General features: G+C 50.7%; 14 protein-coding genes and 2 pseudogenes. 10 read left to right on the plus strand and 6 right to left on the minus strand.

Annotated elements, in window-relative coordinates; genetic code table 11:
- Positions 1-13: 13 nt before the first annotated feature.
- From ruvC to O71_RS16265, 4 genes and pseudogenes are all read left to right on the plus strand, one after another.
- Positions 14-580 (plus strand): crossover junction endodeoxyribonuclease RuvC, encoded by a 567-nt coding sequence (gene ruvC / locus O71_RS16250; RefSeq protein WP_040574461.1) that lies wholly within the window; start codon positions 14-16, stop codon positions 578-580.
- A 434-nt stretch (positions 581-1014) separates the two neighbouring features.
- Positions 1015-1832, plus strand: a pseudogene (locus O71_RS16255) (MlaE family ABC transporter permease).
- Positions 1832-2611: an ABC transporter ATP-binding protein gene (locus O71_RS16260; RefSeq protein WP_007658896.1), complete on the plus strand. Its 780-nt coding sequence runs from the start codon at positions 1832-1834 to the stop codon at positions 2609-2611. The pseudogene O71_RS16255 and the gene O71_RS16260 overlap by 1 nt, the downstream one beginning before the upstream one ends.
- Positions 2612-3679: an MlaD family protein gene (locus O71_RS16265; protein WP_007658897.1), complete on the plus strand. Its 1068-nt coding sequence runs from the start codon at positions 2612-2614 to the stop codon at positions 3677-3679.
- A gap of 67 nt (positions 3680-3746) precedes the next feature.
- On the opposite strand, the gene O71_RS16270 is transcribed toward O71_RS16265, so the two are convergent.
- The 6 genes from O71_RS16270 to rsmA form a co-directional block, all read right to left on the minus strand.
- Positions 3747-4148, minus strand: a complete 402-nt coding sequence (locus O71_RS16270) for an HIT family protein (RefSeq protein WP_007658899.1) — start codon at positions 4146-4148, stop codon at positions 3747-3749.
- Between the two features lie 4 nt (positions 4149-4152).
- Entirely contained in the window at positions 4153-4626 is a 474-nt protein-coding gene (greA, locus tag O71_RS16275) for a transcription elongation factor GreA (RefSeq protein ID WP_007658900.1), read from the minus strand.
- A 318-nt stretch (positions 4627-4944) separates the two neighbouring features.
- Complete coding sequence (locus O71_RS16280) at positions 4945-5739, minus strand: NAD(P)-dependent oxidoreductase (RefSeq protein ID WP_081490525.1); 795 nt, start codon at positions 5737-5739, stop codon at positions 4945-4947.
- Positions 5740-5768: 29 nt separating this feature from the next.
- Positions 5769-5897 carry a hypothetical protein gene (locus O71_RS27470; protein ID WP_369750972.1) on the minus strand — a complete coding sequence of 43 codons (129 nt, stop codon included), beginning with the start codon at positions 5895-5897 and terminating at the stop codon, positions 5769-5771.
- Positions 5898-5901: 4 nt separating this feature from the next.
- Entirely contained in the window at positions 5902-7254 is a 1353-nt protein-coding gene (gene mgtE, locus O71_RS16285) for a magnesium transporter (protein ID WP_007658903.1), read from the minus strand.
- 4 nt (positions 7255-7258) lie between these two features.
- Positions 7259-8038: a 16S rRNA (adenine(1518)-N(6)/adenine(1519)-N(6))-dimethyltransferase RsmA gene (gene rsmA, locus O71_RS16290; RefSeq protein ID WP_007658904.1), complete on the minus strand. Its 780-nt coding sequence runs from the start codon at positions 8036-8038 to the stop codon at positions 7259-7261.
- Positions 8039-8378: 340 nt separating this feature from the next.
- On the opposite strand from rsmA, the gene O71_RS16295 reads away from it, so the two are divergent.
- The 6 genes and pseudogenes from O71_RS16295 (at position 8379) to O71_RS16320 (ending at position 13651) form a co-directional block, all read left to right on the plus strand.
- Entirely contained in the window at positions 8379-9629 is a 1251-nt protein-coding gene (locus O71_RS16295) for a M17 family metallopeptidase (protein WP_007658905.1), read from the plus strand.
- A gap of 73 nt (positions 9630-9702) precedes the next feature.
- The gene (pdxA, locus tag O71_RS16300; protein WP_369750973.1) at positions 9703-10659 is read left to right on the plus strand and encodes a 4-hydroxythreonine-4-phosphate dehydrogenase PdxA; all 957 of its coding nucleotides are present in this window, start codon (positions 9703-9705) and stop codon (positions 10657-10659) included.
- Positions 10660-10725: 66 nt separating this feature from the next.
- Positions 10726-11274: a DUF177 domain-containing protein gene (locus O71_RS16305; protein WP_007658909.1), complete on the plus strand. Its 549-nt coding sequence runs from the start codon at positions 10726-10728 to the stop codon at positions 11272-11274.
- Positions 11275-11328: 54 nt separating this feature from the next.
- Complete coding sequence (gene rpmF / locus O71_RS16310) at positions 11329-11526, plus strand: 50S ribosomal protein L32 (RefSeq protein ID WP_007658910.1); 198 nt, start codon at positions 11329-11331, stop codon at positions 11524-11526.
- A 50-nt stretch (positions 11527-11576) separates the two neighbouring features.
- Positions 11577-12521 carry a phosphate acyltransferase PlsX gene (plsX, locus tag O71_RS16315; RefSeq protein ID WP_007658911.1) on the plus strand — a complete coding sequence of 315 codons (945 nt, stop codon included), beginning with the start codon at positions 11577-11579 and terminating at the stop codon, positions 12519-12521.
- Positions 12522-12654: 133 nt separating this feature from the next.
- A pseudogene (locus O71_RS16320) lies at positions 12655-13651 on the plus strand (beta-ketoacyl-ACP synthase III).
- The last annotated feature ends 35 nt before the right edge of the window (positions 13652-13686 follow it).

The raw sequence follows: 13686 nt of genomic DNA on the forward strand, positions 1-13686 counted from the left end.
AATTGCGCCTCCTATGGTTTACTCTTCTGCACTCCCACCCAATAAATTAATACTTGGCATTGACCCTGGTACACAAGTGATGGGCTACGGCCTGATTGAAGTGACAGGCTCCAAGGTAAAAGTAGTGCAGTATGGCGTTATTCACCTCAAAAGCTACAGCAACCACGCCATCAAGTTAAAGAAAATTTTTGACCGCATGATACAGCTCATCGACGAATACCTGCCCGACGAGCTGGCCATCGAGTCGCCTTTCTTTGGTGTGAACGTGCAGAGTATGCTCAAACTCGGTCGCGCACAGGGAGTTGCCATCGCCGCCGCCCTTTCCCGCGACATCCCCTATGTGGAGTACGCCCCCAAAAAAGTAAAGCAGTCGGTAACCGGAAACGGCAACGCCTCCAAGGAGCAGGTGGCCAGCATGCTGGTGCAGATCCTCAAAATTCAGCCCGACCCGAAGATGTTCGACGCCACCGACGCCCTGTCCGTGGCCCTCTGCCACCATTACCAGAAAGGCAATAACGCTAAGAAAGGCGCCAACTCCTGGAAAGCCTTCCTGACCGACAATCCGGAGAGAAAGCTTTAATCTTACTGTATTGTTCGCCCTATCCTGTCATTTCGACCTTTGGGAGAAATCTGGACTTCGAACTGCATTATGCCAAATTTCTCATTGTATTCGAAATGACAGGCAAAGTGTGTCTCATACTTTTTGAATTCACCGCTCTCTAACCCCCTCAACTCCCCACCCTTAAACTCCCCCAAGTATAAGCTTTTGAAAATATTTCGCAGATTTGTAAAAAATCGCCTCTATCTTTCGTAAGGCTTATAAGCCTGATGAATCAGCTTTGTGCGAGGGCGAAAATTCAGCCTGCACTTTATGCAAAATATCACGCCTAAACAAAGTTTAAACATGTTTTTGCGAACACAGTTAAGTATAGCATCAGGCTTCTTCTTAATTTTGAGTTAATTTGCCGCTGCCTATACTTGGGCCAGCGAACAGATGAATCCTAAAAAGCTTAAATGGATTTAGACAAAAATAAACCGGGAAGTGCTCCAGCCCGGCGCAGGTATGTAACGACACGCAGACTCGACAGAATATTTGTCGAGCTGGCCAATATATACCGTTTTAATGCGCGGTTTTTCAAGGAGATGTGGTTCCCGCCATACGAGTTCAAAGAAATTATCAAGCAGTGTTACGAAATAGGCGTGCGCTCCCTGCCGCTCATCTCACTCACTGGCTTTATCATCGGTATCGTATTCACTAACCAGTCGCGCCCCTCCCTCGCTGACTTTGGTGCCACCTCGCTCCTGCCTGCCTTATTTCTGTGGCGATCATCCGGGCCATCGGTCCGCTGGTGACGGCGCTTATTGCAGCTGGACGGGTTGGCTCCGCCATCGGCGCTGAACTGGGCTCCATGCGGGTGACCGAGCAGATCGATGCGATGGAAGTATCAGCCACTAACCCTTTTAAATTTCTGGTAGTGAGCCGGGTGCTGGCATCAACTTTAATGATTCCGGCATTGACCATGTACACCACCCTTGTGTCTCTTTTGGGCGGCTACCTCAACGTGCACCAGAACGAGTTGACGACGCTCACCACTTTCTTTTACCAGGTGTTCGATGCCATCACCTTTCTGGATATCGTTGCCTCTTCGATAAAGTCTGTGATCTTTGGTTTCACCATCGGTATGGTGGGCTGCTACAAAGGTTACAATTCCTCTAAGGGCACAGAGGGCGTGGGCAAGGCGGCTAACTCTTCTGTGGTAACGGCCATGTTCCTTATTTTTATCGAAGAGCTGCTTATCATGCAGGTCATTAACGCAATCAGAGCTTTTTAATGGAGGCAAAAGAAATAAACCCTAATATCGATAGAAACGAGAAAGTGATTTCTATCCGGGGCCTCAAAAAAGCGTTTGACGATTTTGAGGTACTCAAAGGCGTGGACCTGGACCTGTTCAAAGGGGAAAACCTGGTCGTGCTGGGTCGCTCCGGTACGGGTAAGTCAGTGCTGATCAAGATTATTTCGGGCCTGCTGTATGGTGACGAAGGATCAGTGAATGTGCTGGGCAAGGAAGTCGGCACGCTGAAGCCGCGTGAACTGGATGCGCTCCGGCTTAAGATCGGTTTTTCGTTTCAGAACAGCGCCCTGTACGACAGTATGACCGTGCGGGAGAACCTGGAGTTTCCGCTGGTGCGGCATGCCAAACATATGTCGGAGGCCGAGCGTGAGGAGCTGATTCACTATGTGCTGGAGGCCGTAGGACTTGCGCAGGCAATCAACCAGATGCCCTCTGAGCTTTCGGGTGGTCAGCGCAAGCGCATCGGCATTGCCCGTACCCTGATCCTGAAACCGGAGATCATGCTCTACGACGAGCCCACTGCCGGCCTGGACCCTATTACCTGCATCGAGATCAATAACCTGATCAACGAAGTACAGAGCAGGTTCAACACCTCGTCTATCATCATCACACACGACCTTACCTGCGCCCGCGCCGTAGGAGACAGAGTAGTGATGCTGCTCGACGGACAGTTTCAGCGCGAAGGTACGTTTGAGGAGGTGTTCGACAGTAATGACGAGCGCGTACAATCATTTTATAACTACAACTTTATAGACTAGATGAGTTCTGCAGATAATAAACGCACGGTTATAGTTGGCATTTTCACGTTTCTGGCGATCGTGATCCTGGTGGCTGGTATCTTTACCCTGGCCGGTCAGCAAAAGCGCCTGATCAGCACAATCACGCTTACCGCCATATTCGACGATGTGGCCGGTTTGCGAACCGGTAACAATGTCTGGTTTTCGGGTGTGAAGATCGGCACGATCAAATCCATCAACCTGTATGGCGACTCGCAGGTAGAGGTGGTCATGAACATTGAGGAGAAGGTGCAGCAATACATCCGCAAAAACGCCTCCGCACGCATCAGCTCTGAAAGCTTCATCGGCAACAAGAACATCGTGATAGACGGTGGAACCCAGTCAGCCGCTCCAATTCAGGACGGAGACAGAATTACTGCTGTAAGTCCGCTCAACACGGATGACCTGATGGAGAAGCTGCAGCAGAACAACGAGAACCTGGTCGCGATCACCGGTGACTTTAAGCAGCTCACTTCCCGCCTGGTAAACGGCGAAGGGACTGTAGGGGCACTACTTACTGACACCACCATGGCGCAGAACTTCCGTGATGTAGTAGGTAACCTGCAGCGCACCTCACAGAGCACCGTGAATGCTTCCCGCTCCCTTTCTGCTTTCACCAACAAGCTCAATTCACCGGGCGGACTGGCTAACCAGCTTGCGACTGACAAGGAAGTATTCCAACAGTTGAAAAACTCGATGACACAGTTAGAAGAAGCCACTGCCTCGACTTCTGAAATTACCGAGAACCTGCGCACGGCCAGCAGCCGCCTGAACAATAACAACAGCGCCGTGGGTGTACTTCTGAATGATCAGCAATTTGCCCGTCAGCTGCAAAGCACGATGCAGAACCTGGAAACCGGCACCGAAAAGCTGGACCAGAACATGGAGGCGCTGCAAAGCAATATCCTCTTCAGAGGCTTCTTCAGAAGACAGGCACGCGAGCAGGCCAAACAGCAGGAGCAACAAAAACAACAGCCTGCACCGCAACAGGTACAACCCAAAGACACCACCAGGCAGGAATTCAAGCCTTCCATCCTGATAGAAAATTAAGCAAAAAACAAAAGGGGCGAATCTTTCAGATCCGCCCCTTTTGTTTACAGGTATACACTGCTATACCTTAAGCAGCTTCATACTCCTTCCGGATCTTTTCGGCTACTTCTTCAAACTCTTCTTTGCTGAACTTCTGTTTGTTGGCAAAGTTCATGTCTGCCATCTTGTTCAGCGGAATCAGGTGCACGTGCGCATGGGGTACTTCCAGCCCTACCACCGCCACACCAATGCGCTTGCACGGCACAGCCTTCTCTACTGCAGCCGCCACTTTTTTGGCAAATGCCATCAGGCCCAGGTAAAGCTCGTCATCCAGGTCGAACAAATAGTCGATCTGTTGCTTAGGGATTACGAGGGTATGGCCTTTAGTCGTTGGGAATACATCCAGAAAGGCCAGGTAGCGATCATCCTCGGCTATTTTGTAAGCAGGGATCTCGCCTTTTACAATTTTAGTGAAGATAGATGGCTCCATAGTCTTAGCGGCTAATTTCCAGTATTTCGAACTCGATCTTACCAGCAGGTACGGTTATCTCTGCTTTTTCGCCGACAGACTTGCCCAACAATCCTTTACCGATCGGAGATTTCACCGAAATTTTGCCCGAAGCCAGGTCCGCTTCTTCTTCCGCCACCAAGGTATAGTCCATCACCATGTTGTTCTTCAGGTTCTTGATCTTCACTTTGGAGAGAATCAGTGCCTTACTTGTGTCCAGGTTCGACTCGTCGATGAGGCGGGCATTGCCTACCACTTCCTCCAGTTTGGCAATTTTCAGCTCCAGGTGACCCTGTGCATCCTTGGCGGCGTCATACTCGGCGTTCTCACTCAAGTCGCCTTTGTCGCGTGCCTCTGCTAGCTGGCGGGCCACCTCTGAGCGGCCTTTTGTCTTAAGGTCATGCAGCTCTTCCTTCAGCTTTTGTAAACCTTCAGCGGTGTAATAAGAAATGTTGCTCATAATATGTCTTCACGTTTTAAAACACAAAAACAAAAAGAACGGCTATGTCAAACATAACCGTTCTTTTTGCCTAATATGTTGATGATTAATTTTTTCTTCTTCAGCCTGGCTGCATCAAAACAAGCCGGGGATTCTGGGCAAGCTACATGCACACGGGCATCCCCCAGTGGCACTGTGTTGAGCAAATATACAAATTTATTTTAATACAAAATTTTTCTGCAATACTTATTTGCAAGCCCCTGAAGGCAATCTTTTAAGTGCCGACATCTCTTCTATACGTAAACCTGACAGCATAGGACAGCCTCAGGGCAGGTATTCTCAAGAAAGCTTTCCAGCCTCCTGCAAGGCCCGTATTTTCTGTACCAGCACCTCGTTTATTTTCACATAAGACTCGTGGGTCCAGCCAGCGATATGGGGCGTGAGCACCACATGATCAGCTGATCTCAGGTAATCGAAGTTTTGGCTTTGCTCTTCGGTCAGGCTCTGAAGCTTTTCATTCTCAAGCACGTCCAGCGCTGCTCCTTTGAGCTTACCCGTTTGCAGATGCCTTACGAGTGCGGTCTGGTCCACTACCTCACCGCGGGAGGTATTCATAAACCAGATCGGCTTGCTGAAGCCCTGGAAAAAAGCATCATCCGCAAAGGCCCGGTTTTCTGGAATATAGGGTATATGCAGACTCACGATATCTGCTTCTGCCTGTAAAACTTCGAGCGACACAGGCTCAGCCGGCGCAGAGATCTTTTCAGGGGCAAAGAGGTCATAGGCCAGGATACGGCAGCCGAAGCCACTCAGTACACGGGCAAAGCTTTGGCCCATATTTCCGAAGCCAATAATACCGACTGTTTTGCCGCTGATTTCCTCCCCCCTGTTTTCTTCGCGCAGCCATACCTTGTCGCGTACCTGCCGGTCACCACGGGTGATGTTGCGCATCAGACTGAGCAGCATACCCAAGGCATGCTCCCCCACCGCCTGCCGGTTGCCTTCATTAGCCCCGATCAGCGCTATACCTCGCTCCTGCAGCGCTTCGGCATCGATGTTATCCAGCCCGGCACCTGCCCGTGCCACAAACCTGAGCTGATCAGCTAGCTTAATCGTTTCCGCTGTAATCCGCATTTTGCTCCGCACAATCAGCCCCTCAAAACCTACCAGGCCTCACATACCTCGATAGGCTTGATATCCGGCCGATAATCATAGGCTATACCTATACCTTCCAGCATAGGAAACAAACTGTCATGCACTTCGTCGATGATCAGGATGCCAGGTTTTGCCATGGTATTATAAATCATACAGCATATGCGCTACACCAAAGTAGATCGCCAGGCCCAGCAGGTCATTTGCAGTCGTTATAAAAGGCCCGGCAGCAACAGCAGGATTCACGCCCATCTTATCAAGCAGCATGGGGGTCAGCGTCCCCATCAGGGAGGCCAGCATCACAACTGAGAACAGCGCGACCGATACTACCATCGACAATTTCAGGTCCTGCCGGAAAAGGTAGGAGAAGCCAAATACAAGGGCTGAAATGATCAAGGCGTTCAACAGGGCAACCAGGATGAGCTTCAGGAGACGCTGGGCGAAGTTCTCGAAGATCACGGCATTGGAAGAGAGCGTTTGAATGATAATGGAAGAGGACTGTATACCTACGTTACCACCCGTCGCAGTAATAAGCGGCACAAACAGCGCCAGAGCCGGTAGCATGGCAATATCGGCCTCGAAGAAACCCATGAAGTGCGCGGCCAGCAAACCACCCACCATGCCGATCACAAGCCAGGGTATGCGGGAGCGCGAGATGCGGAACACGCTGTCATCTTCCTCTACATTTTCCGAGATACCCGTCATGAGCTGACGGCTGAGTTCGGCCTGTTCCTGCATTACGTCGATCACGTCGTCGATGGTGATGCGACCAAGCAATTTGCCCTGTATGTTCACGACAGGTATAGCTTCCAGGTCGTACTTCTGCATCACACTTACCACTTCGTTCTCGTCGCGGAATGATTCGATCGAAATTACGTCTTCGTTGTAAATGTCTCGTACCAGCTTATCGTCCTTGGAGAGCAACAGCGCTTTAATACTCAGGCGACCCAGCAGGATGTCGCGATTATCAACCACATATACCGTATAGATGCGTTCCACATCTTCGGCCTGCCGACGAATTTCCTCAATACACTGCCGCACACGCCAGTTGATATTCACTTTGATAAGCTCTTTTGCCATCAAACCACCGGCACAGTCTTCTTCGTAGTGCAAGAGGTCCAGGATGTCATCCGCTTTCTCCTCGTTTTCAAGCAGGGCAATCACTTCCTCCCGCCGCTGCACATTCATCTCGTTCAGAATGTCCACGGCGTCATCCGAGTCCATCAGGTTGACATAGCGGGCTACTTCCTGACTAGTGAAGTAAGCTAAGAAATCCGTGCGGATGTCATAGTCGAGATCACTGAGAATCTGAGAACCAATATCGGGAGGCAAAAGGTCCAGCACGTACTTCGATTCGTTGGTGTCCAGTTCGTACAGCACCGTGGTGATGTCAGCCGGATACATGTCGGACATGGATTCGAGTATGAATCCCTTGTCATCGCGTGTTATTGCCTCTTCAACCTGTTCTATGTATTCACGTGTGATCTCTACCTGCATGGTATTATATGTTCTGCTCTACGAGCTGGGTCAATGCTATAAAATCCTCTACTGACAGCTGCTCCGCTCTTTTGTCAAAAACTGGCTGTGTGGTCACCTCCGGTGGGAGATTAAATGTCTTGAGGCAGTTACGCAGCGTTTTGCGCCTTGTTCCAAAACTGTTTTTCACCACCGAGAAAAAAAGCTTTTCGTCACACGGCAGGCTCTGCCTGTCATTGCGCACCACACTAATAACGCCCGACTTTACTTTGGGTGGCGGGTGGAACACGTTTTCGTGTACCGTAAATTTATACTCGATGGTATAAAAGGCCTGCAGGAGCACACTTAATATACCGTACGCTTTATTTCCCGGAGGTGAGGCCAGTCGCTCGGCCACTTCCTTCTGGATCATACACACGACCTCCGGCACCACGTCGCGGTGCTCCAGCACCTTAAAAAAGATCTGGCTCGAGATGTTGTAAGGGAAGTTGCCGATGATGGCGAACTTACCCGGAAACAGCTTGCTCAGGTCGGTTTTCAGGAAGTCTGCCGAGATGATGCGATCGCCCAAAGCCGGAAAGTGCTGCTGCAGATAGGCAATAGACTCGCGGTCGATGTCCAGCACCGTGGTGCGGTACTCCTTGTGCTCGAGCATGTACTGGGTGAGCACGCCCATACCAGGGCCGATCTCCAGCACATCCTCCACGCCGCCGGGCAAAGTGAGTTGCTCCACAATCTTGCGGGCGATGTTCTGGTCGACCAGAAAGTGCTGGCCTAAGTGCTTCTTCGGACTTACTTTGCTCACATGCTATACGTTATGGTGCCGGCTTGTTGAGACAATTTTGCCGGAAACCCGTTATACCTAATTTATATGCGACGCCGGCATTGGCTATACCTGTACCGGGCTTTTTCGCATTACACTATATACTTACTATATTGCGTGCTCAAAGATACGAATGACAAATGCCAACACAACTCAAATACAATACATCGGTAGGTAAAAATACAGACGTAGCCCTGATTGTGCGGCTGATCAGACGGACTCACTCTCAGAGCTAAGCTCAGACGAAACCGCCTACCTGAAACGCCAACTCGAAGCGGAAGCGAAGATCGTTTCCCTGAACCGCTATACGCAACGGGTATACGTGGTGGTATACACGGAGGGAAAAACGCAGAACGCCACCAGAGAGAATCTGCGCCAGGCGGGCTATGCACTGCTCAAGCAGCTCAAAGCCGACAAGGTAGAAGAGCTTGCCATACAGGACCTCACCAAATCAGATGCCAGCCCCTACCTGGCCGAAGGCCTGTACCTGAGCAACTACCAGTTCCAGAAATACAAGACCAAAAACAACAAGCCAAGTTCGCTGCAGACTGTTGTACTGACAGACGAGAACCTGTCGGAGTTTGATGTGATGGAGCTGCAAAACGTACTCGACGCTGTGACCGTGACCCGCGACCTGGTAAACGAGCCGAACAGCCACCAGAGCGCTTCGCAGTTCAGCGAGCAATTGGTAGAGCTCGGTGAAAAAGCCGGTTTTACCACGCAGGTCTTTGACGAGCTACAGATACAGTCGCTGAAAATGGGCGGACTGCTGGCCGTGAACCAGGGCAGCGAAGAGCCGCCTACCTTCAATATACTGGAGTGGAAACCGGAAGGCGCTGCCAACAGCAAGCCTTACGTGCTGGTAGGCAAAGGTGTGGTATACGACACCGGCGGACTCAGCCTGAAGCCAACGCCGCAGTCCATGGACTATATGAAGTCGGACATGGCCGGCGCTGCTGCTGTGGCGGGTGTGATGTACGCACTGGCCAAGAACAACATACAGCTGCACGTGATCGCACTTATACCTGCCACCGACAACCGTCCGGGCGGCAAGGCATATGCGCCAGGCGACGTGCTTACCATGCACAACGGCATGACCGTGGAGGTGCTCAATACCGACGCCGAAGGCCGACTGATCCTGGCCGATGCCCTGAGCTTTGCGCAACGATATAAGCCGGAGCTGGTAATCGACATGGCGACTCTAACAGGCGCCGCGGCACGAGCTATCGGTAAAGAGGGTCTGGTGGCGATGAGCAATGCCGGTGATGAAGTAATGACTGCCCTGAAGCGAGCAGGCGAAGCTGAGCACGAGCGCATTGTGGAGTTTCCGCTGTGGGATGAGTACAAAAAGCACATCGAGTCGGACATAGCTGACATCAAAAACCTGGGCGGTGCCGAGGCAGGCGCTATCTCAGCGGGCGTGTTCCTGGAGTATTTCACGGATTACCCTTGGGTGCATTTCGACATTGCCGGCACGGCTTATCTATTAGGTGAGGACTCTTACCGAGGTAAACTAGCCACTGGCTCAGGCGTACGCCTCGTTTACAACTACCTTAGCTCGCAGGCTAACTAAGAAAAAATGGACAACAGACACAAAGACAAAAATAGGCATCAGCATAGGCGACACAAACGGCATTGGCCCGGAGATCATCGTCAAAACCCTTTCAGACCAGCGCATCCTAAACTTCTGCACCCCTGTGATCTATGGCTCTGCCGGCGTGATCAACAAGGTGCGCAAGGCCCTAAGCGCCGAGCATTTCCATTACCAGCAAGTGGGTTCTGCGCAGGAGCTTATACCTAAAAAGATAAACCTGATCAACTGCTGGGAAGAAGACATCGCAGTAGAGCCGGGCACACCAAAGCCGGAGTCTGGCAAGGCATCGCTTGATTCGCTGATGGCTGCCTGTCAGGATTTGAAAGCCGGCCTGCTGGACGGTTTGGTAACTGCCCCGATCGACAAAGACAACATACAGTCCGAGGAGTTTAAATTCCCAGGCCATACCGAGTTCCTGACCTCCTACTTCGACGCCGCCGACAGCCTGATGCTGCTCGTAGCCGACGACTTGCGTGTTGCCACGGTAACGGGTCATATACCTGTAAAGGACGTAGCTACAAAGCTCAACTTCGACCTGATCATCCGTAAGATCACCATCCTGCAGGAATCACTGCGTCGTGACTTCGGCATCCTGAAACCACGCATCGCGGTGCTGGGCCTCAACCCGCATGCCGGTGAGAAGGGCCTGCTCGGAACGGAGGAAACAGAGATCATCCGCCCGGCCGTGATGCAACTGAAAGAAAAAGGACATTTGGTGTTCGGCCCCTACCCTGCCGATGGCTTCTTTGGCATGCGCATGTACAAGCAGTTCGACGCGGTGCTGAGCATGTACCACGACCAGGGGCTTATTCCTTTTAAGACACTGGCCATGGAAACAGGGGTAAACTACACGGCCGGACTGCCGATCGTGCGCACCTCACCGGACCACGGCACGGCTTACGACATAGCCGGCAAACACACAGCCGATGAAACCTCTTTCAGAGAAGCGTTGTTCCTTGCCTGCGACATTATAAAAAAGCGCCAGACAGAGCAAAAGCCTGTTTTATAAATAGGGCTGCTATTTTATTTGTCAAAATAATGTTCTAATTTTGCGTCTTGCAATAAAAACACGGTAGTGAAAAAGCTTAGAGACTACGAAATCGGCATTGCCAAACTCAGCAATAAGAAGCATTCTTATGAGTTTGAGATGGACGATTCATTCTTCTCTTTGTTTGAGCAGGAGATCATACTGGGGGGAAAGCTACTGGCAAAGGTAGAGCTCGATAAGACCGAGTCGCTGCTGACACTGCATTTTGACATCAAAGGGCACGTACGCCTCACCTGCGACCGCAGTTTAGAGGAGTTTGACCAGCCAGTGGACATAGAAGAGACACTGCTGATCAAGTTTGGTCCTGAGAATGCCGAGCTCGACGAGGACTTGTGGCAGATTACGCCCGAGACACAGACGCTCAATGTGGCACAGCACCTGTATGATTACATAGGCTTATCGCTGCCTATGAAAAAGCTTCACCCACGTTTTGTGGAAGAGCTCGATGAAGAAGATGAAAGGGATATCCTGATCTACTCTTCACGCAAGGGAGGCGACAGCGAAAGCGACGACAACAACGGTGATGATGATGACGACATTGATCCGCGTTGGGACGCTTTGAAAAACCTGAACTAACAAACAGTAGAATAATAAAGTATTAAATAACAGCAAGTAAATTTTTAACTAAAAATGGCACATCCTAAACGCAAGATTTCGAAGACCAGAAGAGATAAGAGAAGAACTCATCAGAAGCTCTCTGAGAAAGCGATTGCTATCTGCCCTACTACAGATACTCCTCACCTGTTCCACCATGCTTATGTGGTAGAAGGTGACCTGTACCACAAAGGCAAATTGGCGATCAAAAATTATACAACTAACGCTCAGTAAGCTTAGACTGTACTCTGTTTAGTTCTGTATAATTTAACCCCATCCAGTACATGAGGATCGCCCTGGACGCTATGGGCGGCGACTTTGCACCCGAAGCAACTGTAAAGGGTGCTTTGTTAGCCGCAGAGCAGCTTGACACTGATTATGAAATCCTGCTGATCGGCAAGGAAGAAGAAATCAATCCGCTGCTGAAAGAATATGGATACACAGGCACTGGCATCAAAGTGATGAATGCCACCCAGGTCATTGAAATGGGAGAACATCCCACGAAAGCCCTGACCCAAAAGCCTGACTCCAGCATTGCTGTTGGTTATGGATTGCTGAAGGCCGGGAAAGCACATGCTTTCTGCAGCGCCGGCAATACCGGCGCCATGCTGGTTGGAGCCATGTTCAGCGTAAAAGCCACTGAAGGTATTCTGCGCCCCGCTATTGGAGGCCTGGTACCGAAACTGAGCGGCGGCTTTGGCATCATGCTTGACGTAGGCGCCAATGCTGACTGTAAGCCAGAGGTTTTGGAGCAGTTTGGTGAAATCGGCTCTATCTATGCCAAGTATGTACTGGACATCGAAAAGCCTAAGGTTGGCCTGATGAATCTTGGCGAAGAGGAAGGTAAAGGCACTGTGAACACACAGGCTGCCCACCAGCGCCTCAAAGTCAACCCTAATGTCAACTTCATTGGCAACATCGAAGGACGCGATATGTTCAACGATAAAGCCGATGTAATTGTATGTGACGGGTATACAGGCAACATTATCCTCAAGATGGCGGAGTCCATCTACGACATCCTCAACGAGAAGAACATGCATGATCCGTTCTTCGACAAGTTTAACTACGAGGCCGTAGGTGGCAGCCCGATCCTGGGTATCAATGGTAATGCTGTAATCGGTCACGGAGTTTCCAGCCCGAAGGCTATCTGCAACATGGTGTTGCAGGCCCAGAAGATGGTAGCCTCCAACCTGTCAGAGCGATTTAAAAAGCATACAGGCGCTCAGTAAGGCGCTGGCTTCGGCCAAACATATTTCTTGGCACAAACTGTCTCACTACTCTTTTTGCGGTAACGACGGTTTGTGCCAAGTTTTTTTTATTATATTGCCGTCTTAAACTTCCAACACTTATACCTTTCACAACATGAGTAAAATTACTGCCGCGATTACAGGTGTGGCTGGCTATGTTCCCGATTACGTGCTCACGAACAAGGAACTGGAGACAATGGTGGACACAAATGATGAATGGATTCTTTCACGCACCGGTATAAAGGAAAGGCGCATTCTCAAGGGTGAAGGCAAAGGCACTTCCCATATTGCAGTACCGGCAGTACTGGACTTACTCAAGAAAACCAATACCAAAGCAGAAGAAGTAGACCTACTCATCTGCGCCACCACCACCCCTGACATGGTGTTCCCGGCCACGGCCAACCTGATTACGGCTGAGGTAGGCGCTGTGAATGCCTCGGGTACGACCTGCAGGCTGCTTGCTCGGGCTTCCTTTACGCACTGGCGACTGCTTCGAAATTCATCGAATCGGGTCAGTACAAAAAAGTGATCGTGGTAGGTGCCGACAAAATGTCCTCTATCATCGACTATACCGACCGTACTACCTGCATCATCTTCGGTGATGGCGGCGGAGCGTGATGCTGGAGCCAAACACGGAAGGCTATGGCATTATCGACTCGGTGTTGAAGTCGGACGGAACAGGCGCACAATACCTGCATATGAAAGCAGGAGGTAGTCGCAAACCGGCCACCATGGACACCATCCTGGCGCGTGAGCACTATGCGTATCAGGAAGGTCAGCAGGTATTTAAGTTTGCCGTGAAAGGCATGGCGGATGTTTCAGCTGAAGTGATGGAGCGCAACAACCTCACAGCAGAGGATGTTGCCTGGCTGGTACCGCACCAGGCGAACAAGCGCATTATTGACGCCACTGCGAATCGAATGGGCGTTGGAAGCAACAAGGTTATGCTTAACATTGAGCGCTATGGCAATACGACTAGTGGCACTATTCCTCTTTGCCTGTGGGAGTACGAGAAGCAACTTAAAAAAGGAGATAACCTGATTCTAGCGGCTTTTGGTGGTGGATTCACCTGGGGCGCGATTTATGTGAAGTGGGCTTACGATCCGAAATAATTTATACCTCTATAAACAGAAAAAGCGGCACATTA

The sequence above is a fragment of the Pontibacter sp. BAB1700 genome, assembly GCF_000277005.1.
Lineage (GTDB): Bacteria > Bacteroidota > Bacteroidia > Cytophagales > Hymenobacteraceae > Pontibacter > Pontibacter lucknowensis.